Genomic DNA, 13,745 nt, shown 5'->3' on the forward strand with positions numbered 1-13,745 from the left:
GAAGGAGATTCATCATGGCCCGTGGCGTAAACAAAGTAATCCTGGTCGGTACTTGCGGGCAGGATCCCGAAGTCCGCTACCTTCCCAATGGCAACGCCGTGACCAACCTCAGCTTGGCCACCAGCGAGCAATGGACCGATAAGCAGAGTGGCCAGAAGGTCGAGCGCACCGAGTGGCACCGTGTGTCGCTGTTCGGCAAGGTGGCCGAGATCGCCGGCGAATACCTGCGCAAAGGTTCGCAGTGCTACATCGAAGGCAAGCTGCAAACCCGCGAATGGGAGAAGGACGGAATCAAGCGTTACACCACTGAAATCATCGTCGATATGCAAGGAACGATGCAGCTGCTCGGCGGTCGCCCGCAGAACCAGCAGCCGGGCAGTGACCCCTACAACCAGGGCGGCAGTAACCAGGCCCCCCGCCAGCAAGCCCCGCGTCAGCAGCCACCGCAGCGCCCGGCACAGCCGGCGCCGCAGCCAGCGGCAGACTTTGACAGCTTCGATGACGACATACCGTTCATGGATCCGTACCGCTTCAATTGGCACCTCCAATAATCATGAAGAGGGCGGGCGCCTAAGCCTGGCATGCGCTGGGCTTAGGCTCCGCCCGATGGAAGCTGTAGGAACTTAGAGGAGAGAAATTGTGCGCCTGATCGCCTTTGTTCACGCGCTGGTTTTACTGGCAGTTATGTTTATGGTCGGTCGCTCCGATTTTGCGCAACATTCCGGTTATATAGGGGTAGTCGGGGCAATCATCGGAATGGTGATATCAGGCCGTAGCCAAACCCAATTGGGCAAAGCGATTGCGCTATGGCTAATCGTCACAGGTGTCGCGGCAACGACAGGTTGGCAATTTCACCTAATGGCCTAGTTCCGTTCCCCCCACTGTCAACGAAGAAGCCCCGGCACTAGCCGGGTTTTAAAACGACAGACGGTCAAATTAGATTTGACCAATAGTTGACTTCAGTTTGTGCCTTTGCGATACTAACCCCGTCGAAGCAATCCCGCCTCGACAGCCTGGAACCAGCGGCGGCAACCGCTCCAGGCAAATCGCGAAGGAGATTCAAAAATGCGTCTATCCAGCAACTTCCGTAACCCTTGCATGGTCCGCAGCGACAGCCCGCTGAGTAATGACGAGATCGCACGTGTTGCCCCCTCGATCTTTGCCGAGGAAGCACATGAAAGCCGCTCCGATCGCTACCGCTACATTCCCACCGTTGACGTACTGGAAGCGCTGCGCAGTGAAGGGTTTATGCCGTTCATGGCGTGCCAAACCCGCGTGCGTAACACCGACAAGCGCGAACACACCAAGCACATGATCCGCCTGCGTCACGCCAACACCATCGTTGCCAAAGAGGCCAACGAAATCATCCTGCTGAACAGCCACGATGGCACGAGCAGCTACCAGATGATGGGCGGTTGCTTCCGTTTCGTGTGCGCCAATGGCCTGGTACTGGGTGACGCCGCGATGGATCAGAAAGTCCGCCACAGCGGGCGTCAGGATGTTATCGGGGATGTGATCGAGGGCGCATATGAAGTCCTGAATCAGTTCCAGCTGATCGAGGAACAGCGCGAAACCATGAAGGGTATCCAGCTGGGCGGCGACCTGCAGCACGCCTTTGCCGAGGCTGCACTTGCCTACCGCTACGACCCGGCAGACGGCCCGGCTCCGGTGACCGCTAGCCAGCTTCTGGCACCACGGCGCCGCGAAGACGCCACCAACGACCTCTGGTCGACCTTCAACCGCGTACAGGAAAACACCATCAAGGGAGGGCTGCGAGGCCGCAACAAACAAGGGCGCCGTACCAGCACCCGTGCCGTTTCCGGCATTGACCAGGACGTGAAATTGAATCGCGCCCTGTGGGTACTGGCCCAGCACCTGCGCCAAGCCGCCTAACAGCCCCAGGCCGGGCGCCCACCGCGCCCGGCCTGCACCATGCAAGGAGATCGCAGCCATGCAAAAAGTTTTCTATGTACCCGGCCAAACCGCAATCATCGACTATGCCCGCCAGATCGGCCCCAATGCTTGGGCCGCTCGCGCAACCTGGCTGATGCTGCCAGAGATCCAGGTAATGCACCCCGGCGCTGTGCTGGGCGATGAAGTAGGCTTTCTGCAAGCGCAGGAAGCCGCCCACGGCACCCAGCCGGCGCGCATCACCGAAACCCGGTATGACTTCGCGCTTAGCCGCGCTCAGGTGCTCGACTATAACGCCGGCGAGGCCGGCGATTCGTTCATACTGCAGGCCCCCGAGGTTGGCGACCTGGTGCGCGTGTACGCCCGTTCAAACGGGCGTTACTGGACGTTCCTGGCGCTGCCAACGATCACGCATTGCGAGATCTGGCAGCGGATCCGCGAGCAGGGGGCCGCGGCTGATTGACTACTGACACTAGGAGCTGATGAATGCAGCCGATGTACACCAAAGAAGAATGGAAGAAGGTTGCGCCCCTGTTTGCTTCCAAGCGCCTGGCCATCTCGACTGTCGAGGTGGCCAAGGCCGTTCTGGTCGATGGCCAGCGCATCACCGACGTAGCCGAGGCCAGAGGGATGACCAAGCAGACCGCCCACGCAGCGGTTAAGCGCGTGCGGAAAATCCTTGAAGAACAGGGCGCCGGCGAACTGGTACCCGTTCTTGTGTGGCTGCCCCCCGAGCTGGCCGAGCAGGTACGGGAAATGGCCAAGCCATTCCCGCAGCCTGCTGCCCCGAAAAAGTAGGTCGATAGGAGAGAGGTTCATGGAGAGAGCTACTAAATCTGCTGCTGCACTAATGCTATGGAGTGCGCTTGTGGTTGCCGCCCTACATTTCACCTGGCCAGCGGCCACGCTACCGGTCGAAGAGATCCCAGCACTACCTGGAGTTGAGCAATGCGGGTTCGATAAATTCGAGAATTGCTTCGCCAAAGCCGTCACGCAGCGTCAGTGGATTTTCACGCGCCGTAATGAGTTCGCGGAATCTTACCCGGAGAGAACCCACAACCATCTGTTGATCGGTTCGATTGCCTGGGTAGCCCCAATCGCCCTGTTTTTTGCGGTCCGTCAATATCGGCAGGGCCACGGCAAAACTCGGAAGGAGAAACGTAATGTCGTTTGATGCACTCATTTTTCCAGGCGACCGGGTTCATTCGGTTTCCATTCATAACGTGACCCTTGTCGGTGGCCAGCTTAGCGAGGACGGGGTAACGCCCCAAATGATCGTTGAGTACCAGGGGAAACAGCATGTTTTGCGCGCCACTCGCCCAGTGTACGAGAAGGACATAGGCAAAGTGGGATACGTGCTGCCATCACAATTTCCGTCTGCAGCCGAATACGGCTCCACGATTTTCCGGGCATACCAGGATCAGAGCCTGCGCCGCGTATACGAACTGGACACCACGAACGACGAATATCACATGGTGCCGCTTAATCATGGAAAGTGGCCCCATCATCGTGCTCACCTGCAATGCGGTTGGCGTTGCGACAGTCGGCCTACTGGCTTTCTCGCACCGGCAGGGCTTGTGCCCGGGGCCAATGGTGAGTTCGTACCGGACGAAACGGAAGTCGTATCTGTGCGCATCCCCCCCGAATTTGAATGGGAAGCACGCCGGCATCAGATGAAAGCTGCCGATCTGCTCGAAAGCTTTATCGGTGACCTGGCTGGCATCCAGAACTATGCAAACAAACCTCGGGCTGATCGCTTCGGTAGCAACGGCAGCGATGAACGCATGCTGGCCGAAAACTGGCTGGAGCGTGCGCATGGTATGAAGGCCATCGACCTGGACCAGTTGAGCCAGCAGATCGAAGAAGCCGAGGAATGGGACGCGCAGCAGGACGAATGGTCGGAGCTGCTGGGGGAATACGCTGATCGAGGCGGTGATCCTCGCCAGTTGCTGGAAGCCGTTGACGGTGTGCTGACCAAGCTGGACGAGTTGGGGCCTGATTTTGTGCTGGATCTGCAGGCCGAGGTTGAAGCGACTCAAACCCTACCCAAACTCACCGAGTTGAATCCCTCGCAGCTGGCGTACCTTGAAAAGTGGCTGGCCAGCAACGGCCCGAACAACCTCCTGAAATGGCCTGGTTGGCATGACGCCCGACTTGGCCAGGCTCCGAAAGACGTTTGACTTCCCCTCTTGTGCGTGCCCCCTTCGGGGGGCGGCTGTCGTGAACCAAGCCCCGGCCAAAAGCACGCCGGGTCTTGGCCCTTCGGGCTTCCATCCTCACGCCTCCGGCCTTCGGCCTGCGCGCTCCGCTTGCCGTTTGTATCGTACGGCCGAGGGGGCAATTCCTAACCCGGCCTCGCGGCCGGGATGGCCCATCCCACCTGGTAATCAAGATCGAGGGCGAGCCGGCCAGCAGGCCGGGCGCTGCAGCAGCTCGCGTGGGAGCAAGTGCACGGCTCGGGAAATCGCCCTGCAGTTGCCCACCGCCCAGGCGATGATGCACACCTGGTCCGTGGACAACTGCACCGCTCGCTCTGGCCCTTGTTGGGGCCTCGCTCGCTGGACGATTTTGCGTGCGCGAGCTGCTGCAGGGGAGCCCGCAGAATTCGGAAAAAATCGTACGCTAACAGTTCAAGCGTCCCGGCCACGCCTGACTGTAGCTTGTTGACTGGTCAATCTGTCTCGCGGGTAAAGCGATAGAACAAGTTCGGCTCGCTGACCACGTACAAATACCCTTCATCGTCGATGGTTACGCCTTCGGCTTGGGGTATACCTTTCAGCAAACCAGCAAACCCCCTCGCCAAGGAGCGGAAACTCACCACCTTGCCCTCGTCGGTCATTTCAATCAGCAGTTTCGACTCGTCGCTGAGCAGGATCAGATGGCCGCTCTGTTGATCGAATACAACCGAAGACAAGTCAGTGGCAAACACCTTGTCTTTTACTAGGTTGGACATGTCGCGGACGTGCAGGGAAACGCCTCCTTCCAGGCTGGCACGAAGGCCGCTCACTTCCAGTAATTGCCGGGGGTCACGCTCCTTGGTCACAAACAAACGATCACCTTTTAGGTCGTAGGCGAGCCCTTCAAGGCCTTTGTTGTCCTCCTTGCCAAGCGCCAAGGTTAGCGCTGAATACTGGTCTAGGCTCAATGGTCGATCAGGAGAAAGCTTACCGTATTCGTCGATGGGGATATCCACGATAACCAGGCTCTGCCGCCGCTCTTCGGCAATGACCAGTTGACCGTTGCCGGCATAGGACACCGCTTCCACGTCGTGGAAGCCATCCAGGCTGTAACGTCGCTCCACGTCACCGTCACGACTGAGGGCCAGCAGCTCGTTCGGGCCATTGGTAACCGCCCACAGCAGATTTAGGTCAGGATCGAAGGTCAGGCCCGAAAGGTTGTTGTCCACACCGGGAACCGCCTTAGCATCCAGCTCAACCCGATAGCCAGGCAGCCACACAGAGCGCTCCTGCCAATCGTCTGTGTGCCAGTGGGTCTTGATCCAAAAGTACAGACGATGTCATTTTCAGAAGACGACTGCACCAGTTGATTGGGCGTAATGGCTGTTGTGCAGCCAGCTCCTGACAGTTCAATATCAGAAGTGATCTGCACCAATCTCGACTATGCTCAATACTCGTGTGCACCAAAGCGAGGTGAGCATGGCGACGGAGGCTCTGTTGCAAAGATTGGCGGCAGTCAGAGGTAGGCTGTCGCTCTGCGCCGATCAGGCGGCTGCTGCGAAATGGTGGTTGAGCATGCCCATGGCCTCCGTCAGCGCCGAGGGCCCAATGCCAAAAGCTCTCTCCACAAGGCGCACCTCGCCCCTGATGCCGGGCTGCAGGCACCAGGGGCGAGCCTGTCCTTTGCGCAGGGCTCGCATGACTTCGAATCCCTTGATCGTGGCATAGGCCGTGGGGATCGATTTGAAACCGCGCACCGGCTTGATCAGTATCTTGAGCTTTCCGTGATCGGCCTCGATCACGTTATTGAGATACTTCACCTGCCGGTGGGCCGTCTCCCGGTCCAGCTTTCCTTCGCGCTTCAATTCGGTGATCGCTGCACCATAGCTCGGCGCTTTGTCGGTATTGAGCGTGGCAGGCTTTTCCCAGTGCTTCAGGCCTCGCAGGGCCTTGCCCAGGAACCGCTTCGCTGCCTTGGCGCTGCGGGTCGGCGACAGGTAGAAATCGATCGTGTCGCCCCGCTTGTCGACTGCCCGGTACAGGTAGGTCCACTTGCCCCGCACCTTGACGTAGGTTTCATCCAGGCGCCAGCTCGGATCAAAGCCACGCCGCCAGAACCAGCGCAGCCGCTTCTCCATCTCCGGGGCGTAGCACTGGACCCAGCGATAGATCGTCGTATGGTCGACCGAAATGCCGCGTTCCGCCAGCATTTCCTCAAGGTCGCGATAGCTGATCGGATAGCGACAATACCAGCGCACCGCCCACAGGATCACATCACCCTGGAAATGGCGCCACTTGAAATCCGTCATCGTTCCGTCCGTCCAATCTCCGCCAAGCATGCTCAAGCTTCACGATTTTTGCAACAGAGCCCACACGAGTATTGAGCATAGTCGAGATTGGTGCAGATCACTTCTGATATTGAACTGTCAGGAGCTGGCTGCACAACAGCCATTACGCCCAATCAACTGGTGCAGTCGTCTTCTGAAAATGACAATCGTGCCACCGGCTCCAGGTCTTATCGAACAGCTCAGACACATGGTCCAAATGCTGGTCGATCCGTTCGGCCAGTTTTTCGATGGCCTCTTGCTTGAGCTTGTCACTTTCCCTGAACTCGATGTTCAAGGCCCTGGCCACCTGGTTGAGGTTCCGGCCGATAGCTCCAAGCTGCCGGCACGATTCCCGTACGGTGTTCACTTCTTCATCAGTGAGGACCGGCATCCGGTTCAACGACCGCAGTCATTTCTGTACCTAAACAGTCCTGCGAATATGTGAGTTTTGACCTAATGAGCCACAAAAACTCATTTTCGCCCACGATAATTTTTCTACTTCCTTTCTTTGGAATGCTCATTTCAATATTCACATAACGTCGCTATCAATCGCGGAAAAGGCGTAGTGCGCGAAGCGAACGAAGCTTTTTGCCGTCGATTGCATAGCTTTGTTAACCCTTTTTCCAAATTTGATAGCAATAGTTAATGTTTGAAGTAAAGTGTTGCTCAAAAACAACTTCGAAGGTATTTGGAATACTCGGGAAGAAAACATCCCCCTCTGGCTCGATGTCGATCGTCGATAAGTGGAGCGTAGAGGCCATGGGTAATGTTTCTCGGTAAATTTCTCCGCCACCAGACACTATAACGTGACCGGTGAATTCAGCTAGCCTGTCCATGGCCTCTTCGATTGACTGAAATACAACTACATTGTCATCATTTGATGTCCAACCTGAGCGGGTAACGACCGCGTATTTCCTATTGGGGAGTGCGCCCATAGATTCAAACGTCTTGCGACCCACCAGAAGCCACTGATTGTAGGTCAATGCTTTAAAAAGTAGCTGCTCCCCTTTCGCGGACCAGGGTATGTCTGGACCGCAACCAATCACGCCGTTTTTCGCTTTCGCAGCCATCAATGATACTTTCAAGGTTCTCATCCTGGGTTAACGCTTGAGTTAGACATTATTTGCCGACTACCTTGGTGATCTCGCCTTTCACGTAGTGAACAAATTCTTCCAACTGATCTGCGCGCGAGGCCAAGCGATCTTCTTCTTGTCCAAGATAAGCCTGTCTAGCTTCAAGTATGACGGGCTGATACTGGGCCGGCAGGCGCTCCATTGCCCAGTCGGCAGCGACATCCTTCGGCGCGATTTTGCCGGTTACTGCGCTGTACCAAATGCGGGACAACGTAAGCACTACATTTCGCTCATCGCCAGCCCAGTCGGGCGGCGAGTTCCATAGCGTTAAGGTTTCATTTAGCGCCTCAAATAGATCCTGTTCAGGAACCGGATCAAAGAGTTCCTCCGCCGCTGGACCTACCAAGGCAACGCTATGTTCTCTTGCTTTTGTCAGCAAGATAGCCAGATCAATGTCGATCGTGGCTGGCTCGAAGATACCTGCAAGAATGTCATTGCGCTGCCATTCTCCAAATTGCAGTTCGCGCTTAGCTGGATAACGCCACGGAATGATGTCGTCGTGCACAACAATGGTGACTTCTACAGCGCGGAGAATCTCGCTCTCTCCAGGGGAAGCCGAAGTTTCCAAAAGGTCGTTGATCAAAGCTCGCCGCGTTGTTTCATCAAGCCTTACGGTCACCGTAACCAGCAAATCAATATCACTGTGTGGCTTCAGGCCGCCATCCACTGCGGAGCCGTACAAATGTACGGCCAGCAACGTCGGTTCGAGATGGCGCTCGATGACGCCAACTACCTCTGATAGTTGAGTCGATACTTCGGCGATCACCACTTCCCTCATGATGTTTAACTTTGTTTTAGCCACCAATGATGCCCTCACTTTCCATGATTTTGGTGGGAATGGATTTTCTTAGCGGCAACTTACTTTCGTTGTCTATATCCATGTTAAAGGCGAAAAAGTAAACCTCTGTCTCCTTCTCAACCCACCCAACCCACCATGCGACACCAGGATTTGACTCAGTTCCCACACCAGAAAAACCAGTTTTTGAATGCACTAGATATTCAGGTGCCGCCTCCGTTACCAAAGCCTCTTTTACTATTAGCTGGTTTTCTTTAGATGCTGACAATTTATTTAAATATAGAGACTCTAGAAACTCCACTTGATTAACTGCGGAAATTCTAAGCTGGCCTTCCAACCAGAATTTGTCAATGCCACCACTGATATTCTGGTTGCCATAGGAAAATTTTTTAAGGTATTTCTGCATTCTTACTTCGCCAACTTCTCTGGCGATTTGTTGAAATACGGGAACAGCTGAAACTTGTATTGCCCCTCTTAAGGTCAAGTCTCTTTCCCATTGCTTCATGGCTCTTGGCTTTCCGTCCCATTTGAAAACCTGATGCTCATTCTTTATGACACCAGTTTCTAGGCCGATAATTGCGTTGGGGATCTTAAATGTTGATGCTGGAAGATATTCCTTTGATGCACGAGCTAAGTCATTGGTAGCGCAGGATTTACTGCTACTTTTACAAAGCACGAAGACACCATTGACGGCTTCGGCAGAGAACTCTTTGTTCCAAGACGTATTTTCTGTAATTGAACCAGCTAATGCCGTACTCGAAAGACACGCGATAATTACATATGCGGCAAATGTTTTCATGGCACCTTCTTGGTGGCTAACGTTAATTCGACCTCAGAGGCGTTTAAGTCAAAATACCTCTGACGTCTAACATGATTAATCAAAGTCTGATTTTTTAACAAAATCAGAAAGATAGACGCGAAACTTTAAAACAAAGGCGTCAACACTTCAAGTAGCGATCTTTCGCTTCGGCGAGGCCTAACGCCCGCTTAAGTGGTGAGCAACGCTACCACAACACTCAATTATTACACCGTAAATACAAAAGCCAATTCAAACTAAAACCGCCAAACGTTGCGAATCCGTCTTAAAGCGTTTGTTATGTGCGTAGCCGAATCTTGCGCTTAGTCAGGAACAATGATTACCCCTAATTGCTCCAGTAACTGTTCCTGTTGCCACGAGCATATTTTTACACCCGTAAGATCAATCTTTCGAGGATCTAAACCATAAAGCTCTGAATGGCTTAAATCACAGCCTTGTACTCTAAACTGTTCCCAGCAGTCTTCCGAAAAAACACCACGGCTTAAATCTGATTCTTTAAATGAAGCGCCTCGAAGATTTGCACCAATCCATCTATTTTCGAACAGGTCACATTTTTCAATAAGCTGCTGCTCAAAATTGGCATAGGATAAGTTACAACCTGTTATGTATGCAGAACAAAAGTACATTTTATTCGAAACCTGATTTACAAAACTAACTTGACTAAAATTTGCTCCTTTAAGATCACAATCTCTCAGTTCAATACCAAAGCAATTTGCCCCCTTAAAATGGGACATTGAAAGCTGACAGTTTTTAAATGAAGCATCTCGAAGATCAGCATAAGAAAAATCGCACCCTTCCAATGCCCCCTGCTCTATGAAAGTACAGTTAATGAACTGTGTATCTCGGAGGTTTGAGCGCTTAAAATTACAATGTATAAAAGTACAATTGCTAAAGATATGTTCTTGCAAGTCCTGATGTGAGAAGTTCACTTGATTATATAATTGCTTTGATTTTTCCATGCTGTGGCTCCAAAAAACATTTGATTTGAAGACTATCATTTACCTGAAAGTTCTCAACAAAAACAAAACCAATAAAAACAGAAACTTAAAACACCCCGTTTTAGCCAAAATAAGGCATCAAAACGGCATTTTAAAGGTGGCTAATTCGAAACGACCGATGCGGCCAGCCAGAAGAAAGTTTCAGTGAATCTGGCTTGTTTTAGAGAAAGCACATAACTTTGTTTTAGGGCGACTGCCCTGCTGCGTAACATCGTTGCTGCTCCATAACATCAAACATCGACCCACGGCGTAACGCGCTTGCTGCTTGGATGCCCGAGGCATAGACTGTACAAAAAAACAGTCATAACAAGCCATGAAAACCGCCACTGCGCCGTTACCACCGCTGCGTTCGGTCAAGGTTCTGGACCAGTTGCGTGAGCGCATACGCTACTTGCATTACAGCTTACGAACCGAACAGGCTTATGTCCACTGGGTTCGTGCCTTCATCCGTTTCCACGGTGTGCGTCACCCGGCAACCTTGGGCAGCAGCGAAGTCGAGGCATTTCTGTCCTGGCTGGCGAACGAGCGCAAGGTTTCGGTCTCCACGCATCGTCAGGCATTGGCGGCCTTGCTGTTCTTCTACGGCAAGGTGCTGTGCACGGATCTGCCCTGGCTTCAGGAGATCGGAAGACCTCGGCCGTCGCGGCGCTTGCCGGTGGTGCTGACCCCGGATGAAGTGGTTCGCATCCTCGGTTTTCTGGAAGGCGAGCATCGTTTGTTCGCCCAGCTTCTGTATGGAACGGGCATGCGGATCAGTGAGGGTTTGCAACTGCGGGTCAAGGATCTGGATTTCGATCACGGCACGATCATCGTGCGGGAGGGCAAGGGCTCCAAGGATCGGGCCTTGATGTTACCCGAGAGCTTGGCACCCAGCCTGCGCGAGCAGCTGTCGCGTGCACGGGCATGGTGGCTGAAGGACCAGGCCGAGGGCCGCAGCGGCGTTGCGCTTCCCGACGCCCTTGAGCGGAAGTATCCGCGCGCCGGGCATTCCTGGCCGTGGTTCTGGGTTTTTGCGCAGCACACGCATTCGACCGATCCACGGAGCGGTGTCGTGCGTCGCCATCACATGTATGACCAGACCTTTCAGCGCGCCTTCAAACGTGCCGTAGAACAAGCAGGCATCACGAAGCCCGCCACACCGCACACCCTCCGCCACTCGTTCGCGACGGCCTTGCTCCGCAGCGGTTACGACATTCGAACCGTGCAGGATCTGCTCGGCCATTCCGACGTCTCTACGACGATGATTTACACGCATGTGCTGAAAGTTGGCGGTGCCGGAGTGCGCTCACCGCTTGATGCGCTGCCGCCCCTCACTAGTGAGAGGTAGGGCAGCGCAAGTCAATCCTGGCGGATTCACTACCCCTGCGCGAAGGCCATCGGTGCCGCATCGAACGGCCGGTTGCGGAAAGTCCTCCCTGCGTCCGCTGATGGCCGGCAGCAGCCCGTCGTTGCCTGATGGATCCAACCCCTCCGCTGCTATAGTGCAGTCGGCTTCTGACGTTCAGTGCAGCCGTCTTCTGAAAACGACAACGGCCCTATCCAGACGCACGGGAGCCGGTTTTCAGGGTGTACGGATAGGGTATACCCTAACTGGATGTCAGGAAAGGCCGCGCCGCACCGTCAGAATAGAGTCTACTTTCATATTCTTTGACACCTGCTTGCCAAGGTCACAGATTTCAGCCTGACAAATTCAAGGCTTAGGGCGCAATGGAACCAAAAACCAACGTAAGCCCTGCCGCCCATCCAGCCCATGGAGGCATCTTGCAGGGACAACGCATCGGTTACGTCCGGGTCAGCAGTTACGACCAGAACCCGGAACGCCAACTTGAGCAGGTCGAGATCGGCAAGCTGTTCACCGACAAAGCCTCGGGCAAGGACACCCAGCGTCCACAGCTGGAGGCCATGCTCGGTTTCGTCCGCGAAGGCGATACCGTGGTGGTGCACAGCATGGATCGCCTGGCACGAAACCTCGATGATTTGCGCCGCCTGGTGCAGAAGCTGACCAAGCGCGGTGTGCGCATCGAGTTCTTGAAGGAAGGCCTGGTGTTCACCGGCGAGGACTCGCCGATGGCCAACCTCATGTTGTCGGTCATGGGGGCCTTCGCCGAGTTCGAGCGCGCCCTGATCCGTGAGCGGCAGCGCGAAGGCATCGCCCTGGCCAAGCAGCGCGGCGCGTACCGGGGCCGCAAGAAGGCCCTGTCCGACGAGCAGGCTGCTACCCTGCGGCAGCGGGCGGCTGCCGGCGAGCCCAAGGCGCAGCTTGCCCGCGAGTTCAACATCAGCCGGGAAACCCTCTACCAGTACCTCCGCACGGACGACTGATACATGCCGCGTCGCTTGATCCTCTCGGCCACGGAGCGGGACACCCTGCTTGCGTTGCCGGAAAGCCAGGATGACCTGATCCGCTACTACACCTTCAACGATTCCGACCTGTCGCTGATCCGTCAGCGGCGCGGCGACGCCAACCGCCTGGGCTTCGCGGTGCAGCTCTGCCTGCTGCGCTACCCCGGCTATGCGCTGGGCACCGACAGCGAGCTGCCCGAGCCGGTCATCCTGTGGGTGGCCAAGCAGGTTCAGGCCGAGCCGGCGAGCTGGGCGAAGTACGGCGAGCGGGACGTGACTCGCCGCGAGCACGCCCAGGAACTGCGCACCTACCTGCAACTGGCTCCATTCGGCCTGTCGGACTTCCGCGTCCTGGTGCGCGAATTGACCGAGCTGGCCCAGCAAACCGACAAGAGCTTGCTGCTGGCCGGTCAGGCGCTGGAGAGCCTGCGGCAGAAGCGGCGCATCCTGCCGGCGCTGAGCGTGATCGACCGGGCCTGCTCGGAGGCCATTGCGCGGGCCAATCGGCGGGTCTACCGCGCCCTGGTCGAACCACTCACGGACTCGCATCGGGCCAAGCTGGACGAGCTGTTGAAGCTCAAGGCCGGCAGCAGCATCACCTGGTTGACCTGGCTGCGACAGGCACCGCTGAAACCCAACTCCCGGCACATGCTTGAACACATCGAGCGGCTGAAGACATTTCAGCTGGTGGACTTGCCCGAAGGCCTGGGCCGGCACATCCACCAGAACCGCCTGCTCAAGCTGGCCCGCGAGGGTGGGCAGATGACGCCCAAAGACCTCGGCAAGTTCGAGCCGCAGCGACGTTACGCGACCCTGGCCGCCGTGGTGCTGGAGAGCACCGCGACCGTGATTGATGAACTGGTCGATTTGCATGACCGTATCCTGGTCAAGCTGTTCAGCAGCGCGAAGCACAAGCATCAGCAGCAGTTCCAGAAGCAGGGCAAGGCGATCAACGACAAGGTGCGCCTGTACTCAAAAATCGGCCAGGCTCTGCTGGAAGCCAAGGAAAGCGGCAGCGATCCCTACGCGGCCATCGAGGCGGTGATTCCCTGGGATGAGTTCACCGAGAGCGTCAGCGAGGCCGAGCTGCTGGCCCGGCCGGAGGGCTTCGATCATCTGCACCTGGTCGGCGAGAACTTCGCCACCCTGGGGTCGTTTGCGGGAAGGGGCGGAATCCTACGCTAAGGCTTTGGCCAGCGATATTCTCCGGTGAGATTGATGTGTTCCCAGGGGATAGGAGAAG

Annotated in this window: 15 protein-coding genes and 4 pseudogenes; 11 read left to right on the plus strand and 8 right to left on the minus strand. The window is 55.7% G+C overall.

The annotated features are described in order from the left end of the window. The first annotated feature begins 14 nt into the window (after window positions 1–14). From ACP6KB_RS28075 to ACP6KB_RS28105, 7 genes are all read left to right on the plus strand, one after another. Window positions 15–551: a single-stranded DNA-binding protein gene (locus tag ACP6KB_RS28075; protein ID WP_205477439.1), complete on the plus strand. Its 537-nt coding sequence runs from the start codon at window positions 15–17 to the stop codon at window positions 549–551. A gap of 88 nt (window positions 552–639) precedes the next feature. Further along, entirely contained in the window at window positions 640–867 is a 228-nt protein-coding gene (locus ACP6KB_RS28080) for a hypothetical protein (RefSeq protein WP_205477438.1), read from the plus strand. A 198-nt stretch (window positions 868–1,065) separates the two neighbouring features. Next, the gene (locus ACP6KB_RS28085; RefSeq protein WP_205477437.1) at window positions 1,066–1,893 is read left to right on the plus strand and encodes a DUF932 domain-containing protein; all 828 of its coding nucleotides are present in this window, start codon (window positions 1,066–1,068) and stop codon (window positions 1,891–1,893) included. 58 nt (window positions 1,894–1,951) lie between these two features. Beyond that, window positions 1,952–2,374 carry a hypothetical protein gene (locus tag ACP6KB_RS28090; protein ID WP_205477436.1) on the plus strand — a complete coding sequence of 141 codons (423 nt, stop codon included), beginning with the start codon at window positions 1,952–1,954 and terminating at the stop codon, window positions 2,372–2,374. 23 nt (window positions 2,375–2,397) lie between these two features. Continuing rightward, entirely contained in the window at window positions 2,398–2,709 is a 312-nt protein-coding gene (locus tag ACP6KB_RS28095) for a TrfB-related DNA-binding protein (protein ID WP_042857733.1), read from the plus strand. Between the two features lie 19 nt (window positions 2,710–2,728). Beyond that, a complete protein-coding gene (locus ACP6KB_RS28100) occupies window positions 2,729–3,085 on the plus strand; it encodes a hypothetical protein (protein ID WP_232866952.1) in 357 nt (118 codons plus the stop codon). Continuing rightward, window positions 3,075–4,091 (plus strand): hypothetical protein, encoded by a 1,017-nt coding sequence (locus ACP6KB_RS28105; RefSeq protein WP_232866956.1) that lies wholly within the window; start codon window positions 3,075–3,077, stop codon window positions 4,089–4,091. Before ACP6KB_RS28100 ends, ACP6KB_RS28105 begins: the two co-directional genes overlap by 11 nt. A gap of 491 nt (window positions 4,092–4,582) precedes the next feature. Here the strand turns inward: ACP6KB_RS28105 and ACP6KB_RS28110 are convergent, their stop codons facing one another. Further along, window positions 4,583–5,422 carry an SdiA-regulated domain-containing protein gene (locus ACP6KB_RS28110; RefSeq protein WP_228480256.1) on the minus strand — a complete coding sequence of 280 codons (840 nt, stop codon included), beginning with the start codon at window positions 5,420–5,422 and terminating at the stop codon, window positions 4,583–4,585. A 2-nt stretch (window positions 5,423–5,424) separates the two neighbouring features. Between ACP6KB_RS28110 and ACP6KB_RS28115 the strand changes: the two are divergent. Continuing rightward, window positions 5,425–5,493, plus strand: a pseudogene (locus tag ACP6KB_RS28115) (hypothetical protein); the annotation flags it as partial. 139 nt (window positions 5,494–5,632) lie between these two features. On the opposite strand, the gene ACP6KB_RS28120 reads toward ACP6KB_RS28115, so the two are convergent. The 7 genes and pseudogenes from ACP6KB_RS28120 to ACP6KB_RS28150 form a co-directional block, all read right to left on the minus strand. Beyond that, window positions 5,633–6,397 carry an IS6-like element IS6100 family transposase gene (locus tag ACP6KB_RS28120; RefSeq protein ID WP_001389365.1) on the minus strand — a complete coding sequence of 255 codons (765 nt, stop codon included), beginning with the start codon at window positions 6,395–6,397 and terminating at the stop codon, window positions 5,633–5,635. A 117-nt stretch (window positions 6,398–6,514) separates the two neighbouring features. Then, window positions 6,515–6,589 (minus strand): annotated as a pseudogene (locus ACP6KB_RS28125) (hypothetical protein); the annotation flags it as partial. Between the two features lie 58 nt (window positions 6,590–6,647). Next, window positions 6,648–6,806 (minus strand): annotated as a pseudogene (gene mobC / locus ACP6KB_RS28130) (plasmid mobilization relaxosome protein MobC); the annotation flags it as partial. A gap of 220 nt (window positions 6,807–7,026) precedes the next feature. Continuing rightward, complete coding sequence (gene dfrA14 / locus ACP6KB_RS28135) at window positions 7,027–7,500, minus strand: trimethoprim-resistant dihydrofolate reductase DfrA14 (RefSeq protein ID WP_004201280.1); 474 nt, start codon at window positions 7,498–7,500, stop codon at window positions 7,027–7,029. 34 nt (window positions 7,501–7,534) lie between these two features. After that, window positions 7,535–8,326, minus strand: a complete 792-nt coding sequence (aadA1, locus tag ACP6KB_RS28140; RefSeq protein WP_001209508.1) for an ANT(3'')-Ia family aminoglycoside nucleotidyltransferase AadA1 — start codon at window positions 8,324–8,326, stop codon at window positions 7,535–7,537. A gap of 16 nt (window positions 8,327–8,342) precedes the next feature. Then, on the minus strand, window positions 8,343–9,143 hold the full coding sequence (locus ACP6KB_RS28145; protein ID WP_000846390.1) for an oxacillin-hydrolyzing class D beta-lactamase OXA-10: 801 nt from the start codon (window positions 9,141–9,143) through the stop codon (window positions 8,343–8,345). Between the two features lie 320 nt (window positions 9,144–9,463). Next, window positions 9,464–10,120 (minus strand): quinolone resistance pentapeptide repeat protein QnrVC1, encoded by a 657-nt coding sequence (locus tag ACP6KB_RS28150; RefSeq protein WP_000415714.1) that lies wholly within the window; start codon window positions 10,118–10,120, stop codon window positions 9,464–9,466. A 352-nt stretch (window positions 10,121–10,472) separates the two neighbouring features. On the opposite strand from ACP6KB_RS28150, the gene intI1 reads away from it, so the two are divergent. The 3 genes and pseudogenes from intI1 to ACP6KB_RS28165 all read left to right on the plus strand — a co-directional run. Then, window positions 10,473–11,486: a class 1 integron integrase IntI1 gene (intI1, locus tag ACP6KB_RS28155; RefSeq protein ID WP_000845048.1), complete on the plus strand. Its 1,014-nt coding sequence runs from the start codon at window positions 10,473–10,475 to the stop codon at window positions 11,484–11,486. Window positions 11,487–11,920: 434 nt separating this feature from the next. Continuing rightward, window positions 11,921–12,481, plus strand: a complete 561-nt coding sequence (locus ACP6KB_RS28160) for a recombinase family protein (protein ID WP_015648284.1) — start codon at window positions 11,921–11,923, stop codon at window positions 12,479–12,481. 3 nt (window positions 12,482–12,484) lie between these two features. After that, a pseudogene (locus ACP6KB_RS28165) lies at window positions 12,485–13,651 on the plus strand (DUF4158 domain-containing protein); the annotation flags it as partial. Window positions 13,652–13,745: the final 94 nt, after the last annotated feature.

It is taken from the genome of Pseudomonas sp. NUPR-001, from assembly GCF_052147955.1.
In the GTDB taxonomy this organism is placed as follows: domain Bacteria; phylum Pseudomonadota; class Gammaproteobacteria; order Pseudomonadales; family Pseudomonadaceae; genus Aquipseudomonas.